We start from the raw sequence: 20,999 nt of genomic DNA, 5'->3' as shown, positions 1-20,999 counted from the left end.
GCCTACGCCCCGTCCTGTCCGGGGGCGGATCGTGCCCCGTACGTCGTTGTCGTCGCCGCTTCCACGACGGGCACATCGCCCTCGGCATGCAGCAAATCCCGGCGGGTCCCGTCCGCGGCGTCCCTGCGGCCCGCCACCGACATGCCCACCAGGCGCCGGATGAACGTATTCCGCACGTCCTCCTCCAGCCCCAACTCGTCCACCAGGGCCGCCACGTGGGCAATGGGTACGGACGGTCGGGTCCAGACCGCGACGGGTCCCGCCCTCATGACGGCCCGCCGGGCCAGGGTGTACTCCGACCGGGGCGGGGTGATCCGCAACTCGACGGGATCCAGCAGTTCCAGCAGGATGTCCGGCCCGGGGCCCGGTGACGAGGCGGAATTCACGAGGTGTTCGGACAGGCGGCGGAACAACTCCCGACTTCCCCGGGCCAGGGTCAGCAATGCCGAACGGGCAGCCGCGGCCTCCACACCTTCCTGCCGTCGCACGAGGTGAAGCAGTCCGACCATCGCCTGCTCGGAATGGGTTGCCGCAATCACCCGTACGCAGACGTCCGTCAGCACGGCGGCCAGTGCGGGCCTCAGGGGAGCCCTCACGATCCAGTCGTACACGCGGCCGCGGACGTACGAACCGTGCCGTTCGTGGCAGAGGCCCGCTTCCAGGGCGGTTGTCGCCTCGGCACGGAACGGCCCGCGTGCCGAGGGCACCGTCCACCGCTCCACGAGCTCGCACAGATCACCGGGGCGCCCGGCGGCCAGGGCTCGCTCCGCGAACCTGACGACCAGTCGCGTCCGGTCCTCGGCGCCGAACTCCGGGAGTTCCACGCACTGCCCCACCCAGTCACGGAAGTCCGGCCGTGCCTCGGGGAAGTTCTCCCAGAAGTGCCGCCTCACCGCGCTGCCGTAGGCGAGCCCGGTGAACCCGACCCTGCCGTCGTCCCCGCGCTCGATGTCCAGTGCCCTCAACCGTTCGCCGAGGCCCGCCCTGCCCAGCGTGGGCGTGTGGTCGCGCGGGTGCTCAAGGACGTCCAGCAGGCGGTCGGCGGCGAACTGCACGGCCTCCGCCGACGCGCCCTCGGCCATGGCGGCGGCGAGCAGCAGGGAGCGTTCCGGAACGCTCCGGTGCTTCCTCAGCTGCTCGGCCACCTCGTCGGACCATGTGGTCGCGGCCGACACGGCGCTCTCCCGCCACTCCGCGAAACCCGCGCCATGGAGGCTGGTGTCCCGGGCCCTCGCGACAAGTGCCGCCAGGCGGGCCAGCTCCCGCATGGGTGCGGTGGCGAAGACACGGGTGAGTTCGTCGGTGTTCAGCTCGCTCGGCTCCCAGGTCACGCCGTGCACCCGCAGGTACCGGCTGAAGACATGGCGGGCCGACGGCCGTTCGAGGGAGACCACCCGTGGGACGAGATCCGCGTCGAGCATCCGCCCGAGGCCGGCCGGGAGCACGACGACCATGCGGGCGCCGCACTCCTCGACCCGCCATCTGCGATGCAGGAGGGCGCGCTGCACGGACGGATAGTCCTCGTCGGAGACGTCGGACAGGTCCAGCAGGTAGCGATCGGCGGGGCGGATGTCGAAAGTGTCGTCCCCGGGGTGCGGGGGCAGTTCCTCGATCCGACCGCCATCGACCATCGCGTCCGTCAGAAGCATGATCGCCGATGCTCGTCGGCCGATCCCGGCGGGGCCGTCCAGCAGGATCACCGCTCCTGCCCTCAGCAATGCGTCGGCGGCTCGACCGTAGTGACGCGGGGGAACAAAGCACCGGCCCAGGTGGCGGCAGTACTCCCGAGAAATCCATAACCGCGTGCTGCTTGTTCCGTCCGCCCGCTCATCCGGGCAGTTCGTCCACGTGATGTATTGATCTCCACTACCTCCGTGGACGGGCCCTCGCGGTGCGGTCACGCATATGTGGCCGTGGGCGCTCACCACTCCGCTCCTGCCGATCGCACGTCCCGGATCGGCCGCTGCCGTTCGGTTTCCTGCCGGTCGGTTTGCCGCCGGTCGGACACGTCGCGCGTGTCCTCGCCGCCCTCGGGGCGACGCGGAGCCACACGCTGTTCGGGCACCTGGTAGAGATGGCCGCTCCCGGTGTGGACGGGGCCCCGGGGCTCGCTGACGAACGTGCCCGAGAAGTCACCGCCGATACGGCCTATCCCACCGCGCTGTCGGCACTCGACCACGTGCGCCGGGCGGCTGACCGGCACCTCACCCGCTCGGTCGGGATCCGGCGCCGCCGAAGTCCCGGTGGAGTGGCCGTTCGCCCCGGTTCCGACAGGAAGTTCGGGCAGCAGCCCGATGAGGTCATGGGTCAACCGGGCGAGGTCGACATCGGCGTTGCGGTGATCGAGGCGACGGTACTGACAATCGGCGAGGACGGCGAGCTGCGGAGGAAGGTCTTCGGCCCTGAGGCGTTCCGTCCGGCCGACGAGAACAGGGATGACGACGGCCCCCGTCTCGAATGCTTCCAAGATCTCCCGGCGCGTCCAATCGTCGGGGTTGTCCAACGCACCACGGCCGTCGGCGGACCGGCTCGCCAGCCACCGGGGTCCTATGACCGCCAGCAGGACCCGGCAGCGGCGCACAGCGGTGAGAAGTTCCTGCGGGTACCGGCTGCCGGGGCCGATGGACTTGCCGGCCCGGAAGACGTTCTCGTCCCCGAAGACGCGGGACAGTTCTCTCTCGACGAGCGTGGCAGTGGCCTCCTCGTCCTGCGTGCGGTAGTTCACGAAGATCAGGGACACGGCGGTATCTCCTTCGATGCGCTCATACGGCGTCGCCGGAGCAGCCGGATCGCGCACGCCCCCACCTCGGCCCCTTCGACGACCGTCCGTACGGGGGCGGCGCCCGGACACTCGTCGGCACGCCGTTCGGGCAAGGTGCGACGCCCCTGAACGGGACGCCCATGCGCTGCACACGTTGGCATGGCCTACCAGGAACGGTCCTGCGCATTCAGGCGTCGGCGCCCGTCGCGGCGCAGCCGTACCCGGGGTGGGTCATTCGGTGGGCCGCCCGCCGCATCCGGCAGCGGGGTCGATGGCGCCCGGATGCACGACCGCGTCGGCCGGAGTTTCCCGGAGGTCGGGGCGGGACCCGGAAGAGGGCGGCGCATGCATCGGCGCAGGCGTCCGCGTCCGTCCGCATCACTCAGGAAACCGGGGCTCCGGGGCCCGGACACAAGACAGTCCCCGGTAGTCCCTCCCTGTTCCGTGGGTTTCAACCGTCGTTGAAAACTCCGGAATCGGGTGGATCCGCCGGGGGCCTGGCCAGAGCCACGAAGTGGGTCACTCGGCTCGACGAACGTCTTCGCCGATGGTGCGACTCGCTCTGGTTTTCTGGTGTATTAGAGATTTTCCTCCGCTTTTGGCACGAGTCAAGGGGTTTCTCCATATTTTTCGGTATCGGGGTATCGGGGTTTCGGGTATCCGGGTGTCCGGGAGGGGCGGGTGTCCGGGAGGGGCGGGTGTCCGGGAGGGGCGGGTGTCCGGGAGGGGCGGGTGTCCGGGAGGGGCGGGTGTCCGGGAGGGGCGGGTCCGTCGGCTCCGGTACGGGCCGCCCCGATGTGTCGTGCCTCCGGTGGGGTGAGGGGGCCTCGCGTGCGATGACTCCATTGGGCCGCGCTCGCTCGCGGAACCGCTGCGGCGCTCACAGGCTGAGGCACGGGGGTACTACTCGGAACGCCGGAAGGACGGCCCTTTGATGAGGCTTGTCGTCGATCTCAATCGGTGCCAGGGGTACGCGCAGTGCGCCTTCCTCGCGCCCGACGTCTTCGCCATGCACGGCGACGAGGCGCTGCTGTACAAGCCGCACGCCGACGAGACGCAGCGGGAGCAGGTGATGCGGGCCGCCGCCGCGTGTCCGGTGCAGGCGATCCTGGTGGAGGACGACCACGGCGACGCGGCCGTCGGTGGACGGGGGGCCGACCGGTGAACGCCGACGGGTCCCTGGAACGGTTCAGGCGCGAGGGGCGCATCGTGATCGTCGGCGCCTCGCTGGCAGGTCTGCGGGCCGCGGAGACTCTTCGCGAGGAGGGTTTCACCGGGTCGCTCACGCTGATCGGGGACGAGCCCCACGAGCCGTACGACCGGCCGCCGCTGTCCAAGCAGGTGCTGCTGGGCCGGGCGGAGGCGGACCGCACCGCGCTGCCCCGGCGTACGGCCATCGACGCCCACTGGCGGCTCGGCGTCGCCGCCACCGGGCTGGACATGGCGACCAGGCGGGTGCGCCTCGCCGACGGGGACGAGGTGGAGTACGACCGGCTGCTGATCGCCACCGGTGTGCATGCCCGGCCCTGGCCGCACGAGGCGGAGGCCCGGCTCGACGGGGTCTTCGTCCTGCGCACCCGTGACGACGCGGCCCGGTTGCAACGGCGGCTGGCGGCGTCGCCCCGGCGGGTGCTCGTCATCGGCGCGGGGTTCACCGGTTCGGAGATCGCCTCGGCCTGCCGCGAGCGCGGATTGGCGGTGACCGTCGCCGAACGCGGTGCGGCGCCGCTGGTGGGCGCGCTCGGCGGAGTCGTCGGCCGAGTGGCCGCGGAACTGCAACGCGAGAACGGTGTCGATCTGCGGTGCGGAATCATGGTCACCGCGCTGGAGGGCGACACGGCGGGGCGCCTGCGGCGTGCCCATCTGTCCGACGGCACCACCGTCGACGCCGATGTCGCGGTGGTCTCGCTCGGCGCGTCCCGGAACACGGGGTGGCTCGCCGGTTCCGGGCTCGGCGCCGGTCCGCGCGGCATCGCCTGCGACGCCGGATGCCGGGCCTTCGACGTCCGGGGCATCGTCACGGACGACGTCTTCGTCGCCGGTGACGTCGCCCGCTCCCCGCATCCGCTCTTCGGGTACCAGTTCCTGTCCCTGGAGCACTGGGGCAACGCCGTCGCACAGGCCGAGACCGCCGCGCACAACATGGTCAGCAGCAGTTCGGAGCGTCGCCCGCACCTGTGGGTGCCGGCGTTCTGGTCCGCCCAGTTCGGCGTCAACATCAAGTCGGTCGGTGTTCCGTCCCTGGGCGAGGAGATCGTCGTCGCCCAGGGCTCACTCCCCGATCACCGCTTCACCTGCGTGTACGGGTATCAGGACCGGGTCATCGCCGCCGTCACCTTCGACCAGACGAAGTGGTTGGAGTTCTACCGGCGGCAGATCGAGTCGGCCGCGCCGTTCCCGCCGCCGTACGCCTCGGTGGATCGTCGTCCGGAGGGTCTGCGCCCGGTCCCGGCCGAGTTCCCGGACCCCTCCCTGCCCAGCCACGGGCCGTCCGTCACGGTGAGTGGCTACGCGCCGACCGACCAGCGGATCACGTTCACCCCGGCCGGGGGCTGACCCCGTCCCGTCCGCCACCCGCGCAGCCGACACCGCGTGCGTCCGACGATCCGTGCGGCCGACACCTCGTACGGCCGACACCGCGTGCGTCCGACGGTCCGTGCGGCCGACACCTCGTGCGCCTCTTCCGTTGTTCGGTGCCCGTTGTTCCCCATCCTTCGCCCCCGCCCCTCGCGCCTCCAAGGACCGCCACCATGACGCCTGACGTACTCCTGCGGCAGATCCTCGACCCCGCCAACCGCGCCGACCCCTACCCGCTGTACGCCGAACTCCGCAAAACGCCGGTCATCCGCGGAGGAGACAGCTTGTTCATCGTCAGCACGTACTGGGAGATCAAGAGCCTGCTGCACGACCCGCGGGTCAGCTCGGACGCCCGCAACCTCTCCCCCGGCGCCGGCGACAGCCTGCTCCGGGACGACGACGACGCGTCGGTACTGCCGCCCTCGTTCCTCCGGCTCGACCCGCCCGAGCACGACCGGCTGCGCCGGATGACGATGCGACCGTTCGGACCGCCGGAGACGCCGCGACGCATCCACGACATGCGCGGTGAGCTGGACGGGATCGTCTCCGGTCTCATCGACGGCTTCGGGGACCGGAAGCGGGTCGATCTCGTCGACGACTTCTCGTACCCCTTTCCCGTCACCGTGATCTGCCGCCTGCTCGGCGTGCCGCGCGAGGACGAGGCGCGCTTCCACACCTGGGCCGACACCATCGCCGCCGGGCTCGACCCGGACCCGGACGACGATCCCGGCGAGCGGCGACGCGTCGTCCAACAGGCCCGGACCGAACTGGGCACGTACCTGTCCGGGCTCATCGACGAACGCGGCAGCGCGCCCGGCGACGACATGCTCTCCGCACTGGTCGCCCAGCACGGCCCCGACGGGCGGATGAGCCGGATGGAACTGCTCAGCACCGCGGCACTGCTGCTGATCGCCGGCCACGAGACCACCGTCAATCTGATCACCAACGGGATGCTCACCCTGCTGCGCAACCCCGATGTGCTGGCACGGCTGCGCGACGACCCCCATTTCGCCGTCCCGGTCGTGGAGGAACTGCTGCGCTTCGAGCCGCCCGTGCAACTGCTGCCGCAGCGCACCACTCTCGCGGACATCGACATCTGCGACACCACCATCACCAAGGGGTCCGCCCTCTGGCTCGTACTGGCCTCCGGCAACCGTGATCCGCAACGGTTCGCCGAGCCGGACCGTTTCGACCCGGACCGCGAGGACAACCAGCACCTCGGCTTCGGCAGCGGCATCCACAACTGCTTCGGCGCGCCCCTCGCCCGTCTGGAGGCCCAGACCGCCCTGGCCGAGCTCGCCCGGCGGCTCGACAACCCGCGTCTGGTGGAGGACCCGCCGCCGTACCGCCGGAACGCCGTGCTCCGCGGGCCCCGGCACCTGCACATCGAGTTCGACGGGGTGAGGGGGTAGCGGGCGGCGAGGCGGGGGAACGGGTGCACGCGCCCCGCGGGCGGGTCGGACGGGGCGCCGTCCGGTCCTGGGCCCGTACCGGAGACCGGTCCTCGGCCCGTACCGGAGACCGGTCCTCGGCCCGTACCGGAGACCGGTCCTCGGCCCGTACCGGAGACCGGTTCTCGGCCCGTGCCGGAGACCGGGCGAGATCGGCGGGCCGTCCGACCATGATGGGCGCATGGCAGCACCTGTGCATGAACTGGACGGACGCGACGCGTACGCGGCACGCGCGGCGCACGACACTACAACTCCCTGCCGCGGCCGGCTGTGTACGGCTATCGGACCGATCCCGACGGACAGGTGCGGTTCGTGCTCGTGCGCGAGGCGCAGAGCGTGCGCGGCGTGGTCGAGGAGAGCGGGCTCTCCCAGGCGGACGCCCTGGTCGCACTGCGTTCGGGCGGCACCGCGGAACGGTCGGAGAACGCGACGGGATGAGCGGGACGGGCAGCATGGCCCGTTCCCTGCGTCGGCCGTCGATCACCGGCCGAAAGGTCAGGACCGTCGGCCGAAGAACTCGACCTCGGCGACGGCCATGCGCCGGTCGGGGCCCGCTCCGTGGGTGCTGGTCGTCGTGAGCCGGGCCCGGACCACCTCCGAACCGCGCAGGTCGAAGGTCTGCTGACCTGGCTGGTCCTTGACCCTGATCTCCTTGCTCGTCTCCCCGCCGTCGGCGGAGGTGAGCAGGACGGTGATGCGGGCCGGGCGGGCCTGAGTGAGGAACTCGTCCATCTTCGTCGACGTACCGGCGAAGACGACAAGCTTCAGCACCCGCACCGGCTGCTCGAAGTCGCACTCCACATACTGCCCCACCCCTGATTCCGGCCCCGCCGCCGCGGGCGCCCAGTAACGGTTGTTGAAACCGTCGAACGCGGCGCCCGCGGGATGGCCGGGCGCCCGGCTGGAGGCCCTGAACCGGGCGGGCGGCACCGCCTCCGGCGTTCCGGTCTCGTCCTTGGCGAGACCGAGCCAGCCGGACAGGTGCGGAAGGGCGAACCAGACTCCGCAGGCGACCACGATCAGCACGATGGGCAGTGCCAGGCGCGGACGGCGCCACAGCCGACGCCGCGGACGGCTCCCCGCGACGGGCGCCTGACGCCGTCGCCCCCGCAGGATCCTGCGCCACCACGGAAGCCGGGCCTCGGGAGGCGGCCCCGGGTCCAGAAGCAGGGCGCAGCGGATGCACAGGGTGCGGTCCGGGGCGTTCTCCGTACGGCAGTTGGGGCAGCGGACGGGCGCTGCGGCCGGTGGTCCGGGCGGTACGGGCGCGGGTGCGGTCGATGCGTCGGGGAATGCCTCGGGGCCGGGCACGGACACGTCCGGCTGGTCACCGGGCCGGCGCGGGGCGGCGGTGGCGGTGGCGGCGGGCGGCCGGGACGGTTCGGCGACCGGCCGGTTCGGTGACTGCGGTCGCGATACCGGTCGCGGCTGCGGCTCCGGCTCCGGCTCCGGCTGCGGCTGCGGCTGCGGCTGCGGCTGCGGCTGCGAGGTGGAAACAGCAGAGGCAGGAGGGGCGGGAGTGGCAGGGGGGACGGGAGTGGCAGGTGGGGCGAGAGGGGCAGGAGGGGCGTATGAGTCACCGCCTACGCCGCCCGATGAACCCGCACCACCCGCCGTTCCTTCACCGGAACCCGCTCCTCCACCGGAACTCGAACCCCCGCCTCCACCCGACCCCGACCCTGCACCCGACCTCGACCCCGCACCTGACCCCGCACCCCCACCCGTACCGCCCGGACCACCACCCGCCACGCCCGTCCCGCGCTCCTCCTCCCATTCCAGGAACGCCTGGCACGACGTGCAGAACGGCGTTCCCGGCGCGTTGTTCTGCCCGCACACCTCGCAGATCACGACACCTCCAGGTCGAAGCCCACATGCGCCGGTATCTCCGAACGGATCAGCTCCTCCAGCCGTACCCGGTCGATCCGGTACGGCTGCGCCGCCCGGACCCGCACCGTCACCCACGGCCGCGGCCCGCCCGGGAACTGCGTGTGCGGGGTCGACGACCACGCCGTGCCCCCGCTCTCGACGATGTCCGGTTCGATCCCGGTCTCCAGGAACACCGCCTCCGCGAGGCCGCGCCGGGTACCGCGTCGGCTGTGCCGTTCCACCGCGCCGCGCACCGCCGCGCGCCGTTGCCCGACCGGATGGTTCTCGTGCGGTTCGACGGCCACCCACTGGGCCAGCCACGCGAGGAAGTCGTCGGGGGCGCTGCGGGGGTCGAGGTGGGCGGGCAGGTTGTCGATGGCGAGCAGGACCGGGGCGAGCACGTCGTCGAGCGCCCCCAGGAACCGTTGCAGGAAGTCCTGCTCCAGGTAGACGGCGGGAAGCTGCTCGATCAGCGGATGCGGGGTCGGCAGGCCGGACACGGCGGTGCGCACGATGCTCAGCCCTCCCGTACCCGGAGCTGGTGCTCGTAGCTGAACACCAGGGCATGCCGGTCCAGCGTGATCCTGGTGGTGGGTTCGCCTCGCCGGCCGGTCACGGGGTCGGCGGGGAAGAGGCGTACGTCCTCCACCAGGTCCACCCCGGCCACCTGTTGGAGCACGGCGAACGCCTCGCCCGACTGGATCGGCCGCCCGAACGGCCAGCCCTCGCCGCCGGGCCCGCCGCTGAGCGGGTTGAAGTAGCGGTAGAGGGCCTCCAGCGCCTCCTCGCGCACCCGCTCCGGCACGGAACCCCGGCGGGCCTGGACCCTGGCGACCACGGTGACCCCCTGGTAGTAGGGCGGCTCGACCACCAACCGGGCGCCGATCGGACGGCGTTCGTCGAGATGGCCCGCGATCAGGGCGAGGGTGTGCTGCGGCGGGATCAGCTCGTCGAACTGGATGCGACCCTGCTCGTCGCTGCGCCCGGCCGGCACGACGAGCAGCCGCACCCCGCCCGCCTCGACGTCCGAGTCGCCACCGGCCGGGATGCACTGCACCCGGGAGGCGTCGGGGGCGACCTCCCGGGCCAGCAGCTCGTAGTCGTGCGGCACGACGGCCCGGTGCAGGGTCCGCAGCGTCATGGGGCCGCGCACCCGGGCGCTGTCCACCGTCTCGCCGTCGACCCCGCCGAGTGCGGGTCGCCGGTTCTCCACCCGGGCCACGTACGGGATGGCACTGCGCAGCACCCGGAGCGTGGAGCGGGCGACGTTGCCGCGCAGGCCGCCGCCGGTGCGGTACGCGCGCACGCGCACGGTGGCGCCCTTCGGCGGCACCGCCCCGTAGTAACGGATCGACCCGTCCCGCTCCCGCACCGCGGGGCCGAATTCGACCCGCCCCGAGTTGGGGTCGAGCGTGATGTGCCGGTCGTCGGGGCCGGAGTGCGCGAAGTCGTCGACGCGGGTCCACTCCGTCGCGTGCGGTCCCCGTCCCGGATCGGCCACCTCGACGACGAACTCGCCGGGCACGACCGGCGGACGGCTCACCGTGAAGACCTGCCCGGGGACTCCCTCGGCCGGCCCGAGCACCTCGTCGGTCACGGTCTCGGCGTGCACGGCGCCGACGGTGGCGCCGATGGTGAACGCCCTGATCCCCCGCACCACCGGGGGCGCCATGTAGGTGGGCTGCCCCGGTTCGGCCTCCACCAGACGGCAGCGCAGCCAGCCCCCGGTCCGGCGCACGACGACGGCCGGGGCGTGCCCCTCCGGAAGGTGCAGGATCAGCTCCCCCGACCTGTTGAAGCCGCCGGTGTCGTCCTTCTCGACCTCGCAGACCGCCCAGGCGCCGCCGTCCCACGCCTCCCAGAGCAGTGGCGGGCGCGACGGGTCCACTCCGACGCCCTCCACCGCGCAGTCCAGCCGCAGCGCGACGACCCCCGACGGAACGGCCGCGGACAGCCCGAGATAGAGGGCGTCGCCGGGCGCGGGTGTGGTGTCGAAGCAGGGAACGGCCCTGCCGAGGGCCAGCTCCTCGGTCCGCTCGACGGCGTCCCCGGACGCCGCCCAGGTCGCGAGGTACGCGAACTCGCACGGCACGACGGACAGTTCACGCACCGTCGTGAACACGACGGCTTCCTCGGTCTCCGTGCGGACGGTGGCCACCTCCGTGCCCGCCCGCACCCGGACCGGTTCGGGCCGGGGCGCGGCGAGCCGGAAGGTCACATCGGTGCGGGCGGCGGTGGGCGGGTGCAGCCGGACCCCGATCAGGTCGAGGAAGGTCAGGTAGCTCTTCTCCGGCACCCGGTTCACCCGGTAGACGAGCTGGTCGACCATGGTCGCGAATGCCTCGATGAGGGTCACGCCGGGGTCCGACACGTTGTGGTCGGTCCACTCGGGGCAGCGCTGCTGGACGAGCCGTTTCGCCTCGTCGACCAGGCCCTGGAAGCGCCGGTCGTCCAGATGCGGGCTGGGCAGCGTCACGCTCGGTCCACCTCCTCGTGCTCCGGGATCACATAGAACGGGAAGACCAGGTTCCGGGGGTCGTTGGCGCCGCGGACGGTGTAGCCGATGTCGATGTACAGGACGCCCTCGTCGGCCTCGTCGAAGCGGACGACGACCTCCGTCACCTCGATCCGGGGCTCCCACCGGTCCAGCGCGAGGCGTACCTCGTAGGCGAGTTGCCCGGCCGTACCCGCGTCCGCCGGGGCGAACACGTAGTCGTTGATCCCGCAGCCGAACTCCGGCCGCATCGGCCGCTCGCCCGGCGAGGTCGCCAGGATCAGCCGGATCGACTCCTCCAACTCGTGCTCGCCGCGTACCAGGGCGATGGAACCCGTGGCGTCGGTGCGTGGCGGGAACGCCCAGCCCGCGCCGATGAACTCCTGCCCCATGGGCGCTCAGCCTCCGATCAGCACCGTCGGGCAACCGGACACCACGGTGGCGCCGCAGGCGGCCTTGTCCCCGATCCGGGCGGCGGGCCGCCCGCCGATCAGCACCGAGGTGCTGCCGGGCGGCACGATCACGGACGGCGGATGCACCGCGGGCGGCGGGAACGCGCATGTGTGCTGGGTGCCGACGGTGGCGGCCGGTCGCCCGCCGATGAGCACCGTCGGAACGCCGGGCGGACCGATCGTGCCCGGATGTGCGGTGGGGTCGCCGACCCGCGCTGCAGGCATGGAGATCATTGGCATCGCTTGCCCGTTCCTCTCGTCCCGTGCCCCGTTCGGGCGCTCTTTCCGTTGTTCTGTGCCCGGATCCGCTCCCGTGCCCGGATCTGTTGCCGCAACCGTGTGCGGGGTTCGTCAATTGATCTTCACCAGGGGCGCGTTGATGGCGAGGGAGCTGCCGCCCCTGATGTCGGTGCGCTGTGTTCCGTCGACGGCGACCTGCGCGCCCCTGACGTTCACCGTGCCACCGGTGGAGAGCGCCACCTCTCCGGTGCCCCCGTCCACCCGGACCCCGCCCCGGGATGTCAACGTCACGCTGTCACCGCTGAGTTCGAGTGTGCCCTGCCCGCCGTCGAGTGCGACACCGTGCGACGCCCTGATCGAGACCTGTTGCTTGGCCTCGATGGTCACGCTGCCGTCGCTGTTGATCACGATGGCGGTGCCCCTGCGATCGAGGTCGATCTTCAACTTGCCGTCGCCGGTGAGGAGTCGTACGCCCTGCGGCCCGTCCGCACCGTCGAGGATCTCCAGCTGGTTCCCGCTCTTGGAGGCGATCGACCGGCGGTTGACGGCTCCGCTGGTCGGGTCCACCAACGGGGTCCCCTGCGCGGAACCGGAGGAAGGGGCCGGACCGGAGACGGAGTTCGTGGCGGAGGCCCCGCCCTCGGAAGCGGCCGGGGCGCCGGCCATGGCGGCGGCCACGGCACCTGCCGTACCGCCGCCCCCGTCACTGCCACCACTGCCACCGCTGCCACGGGGATCGCCGCCCCCGCCGCTGCCCTGTGACGGCCGGTCCTTCCCGTTGTACAGACCGGCGAGGACGTACGGGCGGTCCAGATGCCCGTGCTCGAACCCGACCAGGACCTCGTCCCCGACCTCGGGGATGAACGCCTCGCCACCACTCGTCCCGCCCGACTGCGCCGTGCGCGCCCAGTCGCTGGCGTACTCGTCCGACAGCCAGGGGAACCGCACCTTGACCCGGCCGGAGCCCTTCGGGTCATGAGTGTCCGTCACCGTGCCGCTGACCAGCCCCGCACACCGCGACCCGCCGCCGTTCCCCGTCCCCGGTCCGCCGGATCCCCCGCCGCCACCGGTCAGCCCGAACAGCGAGCGTTCCTGCTGTCCGGAGACCGTGAGCCAGGTCTCGTACCCGCGCACCGGGTCGAACACGTGCCGCGACGAGGTGACCGTGTACCGCCCCTCGAACGGCGCCCCCACCGCGTTGAGCGCCACCGCGCTGCCCGCCCGCACCTCCGGGTTCCCCCGGATCACCGCCTCCAGCTCCGCGAACGATCCGGCGATCCGTTCCGCCAGCGCCTTCGCCGCCCGGTCCACCTGCGCCTGCTCCCCGTACGCCGCGTCCGTGACCACGAAGCGCGCCTCGCCGAACGGTGCGGTCACATCGGCCGCGCTCACCCCGAGCTCCAGTGTCGACGACCGGCCCGCGGGCGCCCGTCCGACCAACGGCGCCTTGGCCTTGACGTCCCAGCCTCGCACCTCGACCTCGGACACCTGCTCGGCGCAGGACACCCCGGCGCGACAGCGCAACAGGTTGCTGCCCATCTCCAGGACCAGCGGGTCGCGGTCGGCGCGGGCCGATCCGTCGGGCGCACCGCTCGCCTCGGCGGGGCGGGTGATGTGCAGTTGCCCGTCGAGCACATACGCCTGGGCACCCGCCTCCTCCGCGAGATCACGGATGAACTCCCAGTCGGTGACATTGGGTTGGGCGATGTGTTCGAGTACGGGTCCGGCCACGTCCACGTTCCCCGGCTTCAGCCCGGCCCGCTGGGCCACCCGGGCGCAGACATCGGCGAGTGTCATGTTCTGGTAGCTGGCCACCCGCCGCCCCCGGAACAGCCGGTGCGACTCGTCGAGCCCGCGCACGACGGTGAAGGTGCCGGTCTCGTCGAGCTCCACCTCCAGGGCGGTGACCACCCCCTTCAGCAGCGGCTTCGGGGCGGAGTCGCCGCCCGCGCGGGCCAGCAGCCGGGCCTCGCTGCCGATCCGCAGCCCGGCCTGTTCCAGCAGCACCCGGTCCGGGTCCCGGAAGCGCAGCAGGAACAGGTCGGGCAGCGTCCGGCTGTCGTCGACGTACCCGTCGACCAGCGTGTTCACGAACGTGGCCGGCAGCGGGCGGCCGCCGAACTCCACCACCAGTGCCGTCGCGACGCCCGACCGGGCCATCAGGACCGCCCTCCGCCCCGGCCGCCCTCTTCGAGCCGCTTCAGCTCGTCCGGCGCGGGCAGCAGCAGATGACGTCCGGGGGCCAGCCGCAGCGGATCGTCGATCCCGTTCGCCTCCGCGATCACCCGCCAGGCGGCCGGGTCGCCGTACTCGCGCTGGGCCAGCGACGGCAGCGAGTCCCCGGCGTCCAGCCGGTGGACCCGTCGGGCCGCCAGGGCGCCCGAGGTCGGGTTCTGCCCCGGGGTGTCGCCGCTGATCTCCTCCATCGTCACCTGGCAGACGGCCCGGATCGGCACGCCCGAGGTGGTGAACAGGGTGTATTTCGCCTGTACTTGGCTGACGTAGCCGGGGAACCCGGTGAGCCCGCCCCAGTGGAACACCACCCAGGGCGGCGACGAGCGCTGCTGTTGGCGGGTCTCGTTCGTCGGCACACAGCAGGCGAAGAGCTGCTCCACCGAGGTCACCACGCGGGTGTCGTGGGTGTCGCCCGCGTCGAAGAACATCTCGACGGTGAGCTTGCTGGGCTGCGAACCCTGGTACTCGGGAGGGCCGGAACTCTTGGCGCCCTTGGCCGGACTCCGCTTCCAGGACGCGGCCTTGGTGAGGCTCAGCTCCTTGGGGTTGAACTGGAAGTCGATCCGGCCGCAGGGGCCGCCCGGGGTGAGGCCACCGCCGGTCGGCGGCGTCCGCAGTTCCAGATAGGCGTGCTCCAGCTTGGGCCGGGCCGAACCTCCCCGGCCCGCCTTCGCACCGGCCGACGCCCCGGCCGTGCCGGCGGCACTGAACGCGATGGGACCCGCACCGCTCACGACCGTCAGCCCTCCATCACATAGCCGTGGTGGGCGATCTCGATCGTCTCCATCGCCACCTTGGGCGATTCGGGGGTGAACGAGGGGCCCGTCCAGCGGACCGGAACGACCTCCAGCAGCCCCCACTGGGCCACCTTCTGCCCGTCCCCGGTCCGGGCCTCGATGTGCGCGGTCTTGCGGCTGAACCCGGTCGTCATGGTGGCGAACCAACGGGCGACCTTCTCGGTCTCCCTGGTCAGCGGCCGGGAGAGCTTCACGTTGGAGTACTTCAGACGGGTCGGCAACTGCCACAGGTGGCCGTTGTTCCCGCCCTCCTCCCGTGTTTCGAGCACCACTTCGCAGCCCAGCCCGTCACAGGTGTTGAACGACCCGAGTTCGATGTCGTCGATCGTGACGACGAAGCAGACGCTGACGGCGGGATCGTCGTTCCGGTCGGTGGCCATGGCGCGTACCTCTCCATTCCCTGTGGTGTCGCTGCTGTGCTGTCGCTGCCGTGCTGCCCGACTGCTCGGCCGGCCGACTGCCTGCGGCCGTGTGCCGCCCGATGCCCTCCATCAGTGGCGGGTGTTGATGAGGAAGCCCGCCCGCTCGCGTTCCAGCCGGAGGTCCGCCTTGAAGAGCCTGCTGAGCGGCGGGTACAGGGCGCGGACCAGCTCGTCGGTGACGACGGGCGGCGCCCCGCCGGGTGCCTGGACGTGGGCTTCCGGGGTTCCGGGAGCATCGGGCGCGGACCCGGGCTCCGGTTCGGGAACGGGATCGGGTTCGGGGGGCGGGTCCGGAGGAGGCGGTTCCTCGCTCTCCGTCTCGCGCTGGACGACCGGCACGGAGTAGGCGGGCCGAGGCGTGCCGAACACGACACTGCCGTCCGCCATCCGCTGGGCCACTCCCGCGGCGACGGCGGCCGAACCCGCCGTGGTGAAGTCCCCGACGGGCACGGCGGACGCGGGGGACGCCGGGGGCGCGGAGAGGGCGCCGGACGCCGACAGCGACCGCGGCACCGGCGGTCCTTGGGCCGCCAGGCGTTGCAGAGCGGGCGTCGGCGGCCGATGGCCGCCCGGCCCGTACCCCGCGCCGATCCCGACGCCGGTTCCGATCCCCGTGCCGATGCCGGTTCCGATGCCCGTTCCGGCACCGTGCGCCGCGCCGGGCCCCGGGGCGTTGCCCGACGCCGTGGTGTCACGTTGCAGAGGCACGACCGCCCGGCCCGCCGCCCCATCGGGGGGCCATCGCACCGGAACGGCATCGGCGGTGGTGACGGCGGCGGTGTCTGCGAGGCTGCCGCCCGATCCCACGGGTGCGAACCCGCCCGCCCCTCCCGAACGCTGTACGGCGACCGCGGCGCGGCCCCCGTCCGAGCCCCCGTGTCCGGACCGGAGCGACAGCGGCCGGTCGGCCAGCAGCCCGGCGAGCGGTCCGGTGGCCGCGGGCGGCGACAGGGGTGTCGGCATCCCTGCCCCGGACGAGCGCTGCACCTCCGGGCCCGCAGCAGGGACGGGGTCGGGCCCCGGCGGTGCGGGGAACAGGGGATCGTCACCGAGCAGGGGGGCCGTGGACGCGTCCGGCCCGGACGTCGGCAACGGGGGCGAGGCCGACTCCCGGCCCACTGCCGACTCGAACGCGTCGGGCGCGTCGGGCGCCGTGGGGGAACCGGCAGCGGGCCGGGCGTCCACACCCTCCGCGCTCCGGGAAACCGGGAGGTCCCCCGCATCCGCCGCCGGGTCCGGTGCCGTGGCGGCGGCGCGGCGCTGCGCGGTGGGCGGCAGGCCCGGCAGCGGCGCGCCGAGACCGGGCGCACGTCGGGGGCGGGCCGCGCCCGGGGACGGCACCTCACGCTGAACGGGCGGCGGAGGGGTCACGGGCCGCGGCCCGGACGGCTCCGGCACCGCCACCCCCAGGAGCTGTTCGCCCACCAGGTGCCGTACCGGCAAACCGGCCACGGCCGAGTCCCCGGCCGATGTCATCTCCGGCGCCTGCCCGCCCGCCGACCGCTGCACCCCGACGAGCCCGGAAGCGGAGAAGGCGTCGGCCCCGGACGAGGCGGAACCGTCGGTCCCGGACGTAGCAGGGCTGCCGAACCCGGACGCCGACCCGGCTCCCCTGCGCATCGGAAACTCCACAGCGCACCCCGGCACCGACCCGGACACCGGCTCCGGCACCGCCCCCGCCGTCCGCTCCCCGGTCCGCTGCACCGAGGCGCCGCCGCCCGCGTCCGCCGGGGCCGGGTCGGTGATCCCGCGCAGGAGCCCCGTGGGGGCGTCCGGGCTGACCAGATGACCGAGCGGCGTGCCGAGCGAGACGTCGCGCCGGGTGGTGAGAGCTTCCTGGAACCCGGAGGGGTTCACGACGAGGTCCTGGCCCCCCAGCGTCCGCTGAAGGGGCGGGAGTTCGCTCAGATCAAGGCGCTCATGCGCAGCACCGCCCGGTACGGAGGATTCCGCGGGCGGCTCCGCCCGCCCCGTGCCGGGGACCGCCGCCGAAGCGGCAGGATCCGCCGACGCCGCCGGGTCCGCCGGGTCCGCCGGGTCCGCCGCGGAGCCTTCCGCGCCCGTCCGCGCCCCCTTCTCCGTGCGCCCGTCGCCACGCAGCCAGGACATCAGGCCCATGAACTCTCCCGCCCCTCCCCGCGTTTCTCGCTACTGCCCGTTCAGGCGAGCGACCTGTGCGACGAACCTCAGACGTTCCGGATGTTCCAGATCCAGCAGCTCGTCGAGCGGCCAGTGGAAGTGGTAGGCGAGGTACGCGACCTCCTCGTAGAGCAGGTCGGCCGCGTACGTCACGATTCCCCCAGGCGGCCACCGGCGAGATTCACCGCGAACTCCTCCTGGCACGACGGGCAGGTGACGGCGGCGCGAGTGTGGCCCTCGGCATTGATCCGCCGGTAGAAGTCCTGGAGAAAAGCCAGGTCGGAGGCGAAGAGGTCCTCGATGACGCCGGGATGGATGTCGTCGATCGTGCCGATCCGGGTGACGACCCGTGCGATGAGCACGACCGAAAGGTACGCGGAGTTCTCGCGCACCCGGTCGTCCCGCAGCGGCACGAGTTCGTCGCGTGCGGTCGCCAGCCGCATGGTCCCGGTGCGGTGCACGGTGCCCGCCTCGTCGACGTATCCGCGCGGCAGCTCGAAGGTGAACTCGGTGCGCAGCGTGTCCCGTTGGGCGGACTTCCCGCCGCGCCCCGGCGATGCGCCTCCGTCCGGTCGCGCCGTCCGCTCCGGCCGTTCCGCTCCTTCCGCGACCGCGGTCTGCGCGGCTGCCGCGGCGGATGCCGGTGTCGGTGTCGGTGTCGATGTCGATGTCGAACGCCGCATCAGTCGACTTCCATGCTCTCGTACGTGATCGCGAGCTTCTCCGTCAGCACCGAGGTGTCACCGGCCTTGAGCGTGCCGATTTCCAGGGACTTCGGCCAGGCGTTGATGAGCTTGTAGCGCTTGATGGCGACGCCCTCGTGGTCGTACACGATGACCGCTCCGTTGCGCCGGGCCGTGGGCATCCGGCCGAACCGCGAGTCCTTGATCCACCGTTCGAAGCTGTTGTCCTCGGTGAGCCCCCGGGTCACGGTCACCTCACCGGCCTTCGGCCGGCCGGGGAGCTTCTTGATGGCATAGCGGCCGTCGGCGGTGTTCTGCTTCAGCTCGATGACGTCCTGCTCCATCTTCAGACCACTGACCTCGGTGATCTGCTTGATGACGACGCTGTCGAATTCGAGGCCGAAGGACGCACCGACGGTGCTGTCGAGATCGGGAAGTGGCACAGCAGGCTCCTTTACCGCTCATACCGCTCTTACCGCTTGGTGGACCTCAGGTCTTGTCGGCGGACCTCGGGACGGCCGCGTTGCCGTGATCCGACAGCCGCGCTGCCGTGACCCGACGTCCGCGCTGCCGCGGCCCGGCCCCGGTGGGGCGCTACTCGTCGACGCCGCCGCTGCCCTCGCTCAGCTGGGAGAGGCGGAAGACGACGAACTCGGCCGGCCTGACCGGTGCCACCCCGATCTCGCAGACGACCTGGCCCGCGTCGATGCTCTCGGGCGGATTCGTCTCCCGGTCGCACTTGACGTAGAACGCCTCCTCCGGTGTGAGCCCGAACAGCGCCCCCTTGCGCCACTCGTTGACCAGGAACGCCGAGACCGTGCGCCGGATGCGCGCCCACAGGGCGTCGTCGTTCGGTTCGAAGACGACCCATTGCGTACCGGCGAGGATCGACTCCTCCAAGTAGTTGAAGAGGCGCCGGACGTTCAGGTAGCGCCAGGCAGGGTCCGAGGCCAGGGTTCGGGCTCCCCAGATCCGGATGCCGCGGCCCGGGAAGGACCGGATGCAGTTCAGGCCGATCGGGTTGAGCAGGTCGTGCTCGCCCTTGGTCAACTGGGTCTGGAGGGCGACAGCACCCCGGACCACCTCGTTGGCCGGCGCCTTGTGCACACCGCGCGAATCGTCGTTGCGGGCCCAGACGCCGGCGATGTGACCGCTCGGCGGGACGAGTTGCGCCCGCCCGGAGACGGGGTCGGCGACCCGGATCCAGGGGTAGTAGAGCGTGGCGTACTTGGAGTCGAAGTTGGCACGGCCGGTGCGCCAGGTGCGGATCTGCTGCGGACTCAGCCCCGGCGGCGGATCGAGGATGGCGACGCGGTCGCCCATCAGCTCGCAGTGTCCGAGCAGCCCCTGCTGCACGGACACGACCGCCTCCAGGTCGAGCAGCCCGCGTTCGTACGCGCTCATCAGATCGGGCACCGCGACGGTGGTGACCTCCTCCACCGCTTCGAGCCCGCCCAGACCGGTCCGGCTGTCGGCGTCGCCGACGTACACCTCGGGGCTCAACGCGCCCGCTCCGGATGGCGCCGGTGCGGCGGGGGCCAGGGTCACGGTCTGCGGTTCGGGCCTGACGGGGGCGGCACCGCGCCCCGACTCCTGTATCTCGATGAGTTCGGAGGTGGCGTTGACCCGGGTGGCGACGTTCTCCTTGCTGCGTTTGGTCGTGACGCCCGGGTACGTCTCGACGACCTCGCCGTCCCGCTTCACGAGCAACCGGAACACATCGGACGGCGGATCGTCCCCCTCCGCCTCGGCCACCTCGACGGTGATCTCGCCGACCGCCCCGGGACGGGGCTTCACCGCGTACGGCCCGAGCGACGTCTTTGACCCCGGCGGCAACTGCCCGGCCGCGCCGTCGCTGCCGTCCTCCGCCGGGGGCTCGGTGCCGTCGCCGATGCGCACCACGTAGCAGACGCCACCGCCGTTGGCGAAGAACCCGTAGACGGCCGAGGCGAGGTACGTGCCGTCGACGAAGTCACCGAACACGGCGGTGAACTGGCTCCAGTTCGTGATCAGTGTCGGCTCGTCGAACGGGCCCTTCTGCGCGAAGCCGACGAAGGCGGCGACCGAGGTGCCCACCCCTTCGATCGGCCGGGAACCGGACTCGACCTCTTCGACGTAGACGCCCGGGGACAGGTACGACGGCATAAAAGTCTCTCCTTGGCCGGGGAACGCCCGCAATTCTCGCGACGACCGCGATCACCGGGAACGGACGCTCGGCCGCCCACCCGTGCAGCGACCACTGCCCGATCAGGCAACGCGCCGACGCCGTGCATGCCGGCGCGCACTGCCCGCGGACGCGGTGCGCGTGCCCTGCGTACGCCGCGGGCGGCGCAGACCCTGGGACGGCAAGAGGGCTCATGCTCGATCGGGAGGGCGGATGAAGGCGGTTCCGGAGAAGGCCCCCCCTTCCACGTCCGGTCGCAGGGGCACACCCCCATCAGGAGAACGTGACACTCGCGCCCCAACTGTCACGTTCCCCATCGCCCCCGCCCCACCGCCCATCCGGCGATCGCCCCGCCCTCGCCCCCCCGCAGCCTGCGACACCTGCAACGGGCGGCGGGGAACGCGGCAGTTTCCCGCCTGGTGGCCCGGCGCTACACCGCCCCGGTGAAACCCTCCCCCGCCCAGGCGCCCGGCTTCCACAGGGTCGAGGCCGATGTCGCGGCAAAGAAGACCCGCCTGTCCGCCCATGCCCCCTCCACCACCGAGTCCGCATCCGCGCAGGACGCGGCCGTCGCACCCCCGAACGACAAGGAAGCACCCGGCGACAGGAAAGTGAAAGTGCAGGAATTCATCATCTGATCAAGCTTTTTCACTCTGCAAGGAGACGGGATGATTCGGCGCCTCACGGCACAGCAGGCCACGGAGACAGCTCGAAAGCT

The 20,999-nt window shown here is 72.2% G+C and carries 20 protein-coding genes; 5 read left to right on the top strand and 15 right to left on the bottom strand.

The window, feature by feature from the left end; translation table 11 throughout:
• Positions 1–2: 2 nt before the first annotated feature.
• On the bottom strand, positions 3–1,700 hold the full coding sequence (locus tag ACFC79_RS07765; protein WP_376236540.1) for a hypothetical protein: 1,698 nt from the start codon (positions 1,698–1,700) through the stop codon (positions 3–5).
• Between the two features lie 221 nt (positions 1,701–1,921).
• Positions 1,922–2,740, bottom strand: a complete 819-nt coding sequence (locus ACFC79_RS07760) for a toll/interleukin-1 receptor domain-containing protein (protein ID WP_376236538.1) — start codon at positions 2,738–2,740, stop codon at positions 1,922–1,924.
• A gap of 955 nt (positions 2,741–3,695) precedes the next feature.
• Here ACFC79_RS07760 and ACFC79_RS07755 point away from each other — a divergent pair.
• The 4 genes from ACFC79_RS07755 to ACFC79_RS07740 all read left to right on the top strand — a co-directional run bounded on the left by ACFC79_RS07755 (position 3,696) and on the right by ACFC79_RS07740 (position 7,227).
• Entirely contained in the window at positions 3,696–3,926 is a 231-nt protein-coding gene (locus tag ACFC79_RS07755; RefSeq protein ID WP_376236536.1) for a ferredoxin, read from the top strand.
• Positions 3,923–5,317 (top strand): NAD(P)/FAD-dependent oxidoreductase, encoded by a 1,395-nt coding sequence (locus ACFC79_RS07750; RefSeq protein ID WP_376236534.1) that lies wholly within the window; start codon positions 3,923–3,925, stop codon positions 5,315–5,317. Before ACFC79_RS07755 ends, ACFC79_RS07750 begins: the two co-directional genes overlap by 4 nt.
• A 194-nt stretch (positions 5,318–5,511) precedes the next feature.
• On the top strand, positions 5,512–6,750 hold the full coding sequence (locus tag ACFC79_RS07745; protein ID WP_376236532.1) for a cytochrome P450: 1,239 nt from the start codon (positions 5,512–5,514) through the stop codon (positions 6,748–6,750).
• Positions 6,751–7,101: 351 nt separating this feature from the next.
• On the top strand, positions 7,102–7,227 hold the full coding sequence (locus ACFC79_RS07740) for a hypothetical protein (RefSeq protein WP_376236529.1): 126 nt from the start codon (positions 7,102–7,104) through the stop codon (positions 7,225–7,227).
• Positions 7,228–7,284: 57 nt separating this feature from the next.
• On the opposite strand, the gene ACFC79_RS07735 is transcribed toward ACFC79_RS07740, so the two are convergent.
• The 13 genes from ACFC79_RS07735 to ACFC79_RS07675 form a co-directional block, all read right to left on the bottom strand.
• Positions 7,285–8,106 (bottom strand): discoidin domain-containing protein, encoded by an 822-nt coding sequence (locus tag ACFC79_RS07735; RefSeq protein WP_376236527.1) that lies wholly within the window; start codon positions 8,104–8,106, stop codon positions 7,285–7,287.
• Between the two features lie 527 nt (positions 8,107–8,633).
• Complete coding sequence (locus tag ACFC79_RS07730; protein WP_376236525.1) at positions 8,634–9,167, bottom strand: phage tail protein; 534 nt, start codon at positions 9,165–9,167, stop codon at positions 8,634–8,636.
• A gap of 5 nt (positions 9,168–9,172) precedes the next feature.
• On the bottom strand, positions 9,173–11,131 hold the full coding sequence (locus ACFC79_RS07725; protein ID WP_376236522.1) for a putative baseplate assembly protein: 1,959 nt from the start codon (positions 11,129–11,131) through the stop codon (positions 9,173–9,175).
• Positions 11,128–11,541: a GPW/gp25 family protein gene (locus tag ACFC79_RS07720; protein ID WP_376236519.1), complete on the bottom strand. Its 414-nt coding sequence runs from the start codon at positions 11,539–11,541 to the stop codon at positions 11,128–11,130. The genes ACFC79_RS07725 and ACFC79_RS07720 overlap by 4 nt, the downstream gene beginning before the upstream one ends.
• A gap of 6 nt (positions 11,542–11,547) precedes the next feature.
• Positions 11,548–11,835, bottom strand: a complete 288-nt coding sequence (locus tag ACFC79_RS07715) for a PAAR domain-containing protein (RefSeq protein ID WP_376236706.1) — start codon at positions 11,833–11,835, stop codon at positions 11,548–11,550.
• Positions 11,836–11,952: 117 nt separating this feature from the next.
• The gene (locus tag ACFC79_RS07710; RefSeq protein WP_376236517.1) at positions 11,953–14,001 is read right to left on the bottom strand and encodes a VgrG-related protein; all 2,049 of its coding nucleotides are present in this window, start codon (positions 13,999–14,001) and stop codon (positions 11,953–11,955) included.
• Positions 14,001–14,810: a peptidase M23 gene (locus tag ACFC79_RS07705; RefSeq protein WP_376236515.1), complete on the bottom strand. Its 810-nt coding sequence runs from the start codon at positions 14,808–14,810 to the stop codon at positions 14,001–14,003. Before ACFC79_RS07705 ends, ACFC79_RS07710 begins: the two co-directional genes overlap by 1 nt.
• Before the next feature lie 5 nt (positions 14,811–14,815).
• Positions 14,816–15,253 carry a phage tail protein gene (locus tag ACFC79_RS07700; protein WP_376236513.1) on the bottom strand — a complete coding sequence of 146 codons (438 nt, stop codon included), beginning with the start codon at positions 15,251–15,253 and terminating at the stop codon, positions 14,816–14,818.
• A 111-nt stretch (positions 15,254–15,364) separates the two neighbouring features.
• The gene (locus tag ACFC79_RS07695; RefSeq protein WP_376236511.1) at positions 15,365–17,413 is read right to left on the bottom strand and encodes a hypothetical protein; all 2,049 of its coding nucleotides are present in this window, start codon (positions 17,411–17,413) and stop codon (positions 15,365–15,367) included.
• A gap of 30 nt (positions 17,414–17,443) precedes the next feature.
• Positions 17,444–17,587, bottom strand: a complete 144-nt coding sequence (locus tag ACFC79_RS07690) for a DUF6760 family protein (protein ID WP_093549683.1) — start codon at positions 17,585–17,587, stop codon at positions 17,444–17,446.
• Positions 17,584–18,117 (bottom strand): hypothetical protein, encoded by a 534-nt coding sequence (locus ACFC79_RS07685; RefSeq protein WP_376236508.1) that lies wholly within the window; start codon positions 18,115–18,117, stop codon positions 17,584–17,586. The genes ACFC79_RS07690 and ACFC79_RS07685 overlap by 4 nt, the downstream gene beginning before the upstream one ends.
• A complete protein-coding gene (locus ACFC79_RS07680) occupies positions 18,117–18,560 on the bottom strand; it encodes a phage tail protein (RefSeq protein WP_335932618.1) in 444 nt (147 codons plus the stop codon). Before ACFC79_RS07680 ends, ACFC79_RS07685 begins: the two co-directional genes overlap by 1 nt.
• Before the next feature lie 151 nt (positions 18,561–18,711).
• Positions 18,712–20,262, bottom strand: a complete 1,551-nt coding sequence (locus ACFC79_RS07675; protein ID WP_376236507.1) for a phage tail sheath family protein — start codon at positions 20,260–20,262, stop codon at positions 18,712–18,714.
• A 462-nt stretch (positions 20,263–20,724) separates the two neighbouring features.
• Between ACFC79_RS07675 and ACFC79_RS07670 the strand changes: the two genes are divergently transcribed.
• Complete coding sequence (locus tag ACFC79_RS07670) at positions 20,725–20,919, top strand: hypothetical protein (RefSeq protein WP_376236505.1); 195 nt, start codon at positions 20,725–20,727, stop codon at positions 20,917–20,919.
• Positions 20,920–20,999 lie beyond the last annotated feature (80 nt).

The sequence above is a fragment of the Streptomyces sp. NPDC056061 genome (assembly GCF_042266885.1).
GTDB lineage: Bacteria > Actinomycetota > Actinomycetes > Streptomycetales > Streptomycetaceae > Streptomyces.
Note: the sequence above shows the minus strand (reverse complement) of the source record. Positions and strands in the feature narration are given on the sequence as shown.

What these genes read in the sequence shown, in the direction of transcription:
- ACFC79_RS07755 (WP_376236536.1), top strand. Translation starts at nt 3,696, where the DNA reads ATGAGGCTTGTCGTCGATCTCAATCGGTGCCAGGGGTACGCGCAGTGC.
- ACFC79_RS07745 (WP_376236532.1), top strand. Translation starts at nt 5,512, where the DNA reads ATGACGCCTGACGTACTCCTGCGGCAGATCCTCGACCCCGCCAACCGC.
- ACFC79_RS07720 (WP_376236519.1), bottom strand. Translation starts at nt 11,541, where the DNA reads ATGGGGCAGGAGTTCATCGGCGCGGGCTGGGCGTTCCCGCCACGCACC.
- ACFC79_RS07715 (WP_376236706.1), bottom strand. Translation starts at nt 11,835, where the DNA reads ATGATCTCCATGCCTGCAGCGCGGGTCGGCGACCCCACCGCACATCCG.
- ACFC79_RS07710 (WP_376236517.1), bottom strand. Translation starts at nt 14,001, where the DNA reads ATGGCCCGGTCGGGCGTCGCGACGGCACTGGTGGTGGAGTTCGGCGGC.
- ACFC79_RS07700 (WP_376236513.1), bottom strand. Translation starts at nt 15,253, where the DNA reads ATGGCCACCGACCGGAACGACGATCCCGCCGTCAGCGTCTGCTTCGTC.
- ACFC79_RS07695 (WP_376236511.1), bottom strand. Translation starts at nt 17,413, where the DNA reads ATGGGCCTGATGTCCTGGCTGCGTGGCGACGGGCGCACGGAGAAGGGG.
- ACFC79_RS07685 (WP_376236508.1), bottom strand. Translation starts at nt 18,117, where the DNA reads ATGCGGCGTTCGACATCGACATCGACACCGACACCGACACCGGCATCC.
- ACFC79_RS07675 (WP_376236507.1), bottom strand. Translation starts at nt 20,262, where the DNA reads ATGCCGTCGTACCTGTCCCCGGGCGTCTACGTCGAAGAGGTCGAGTCC.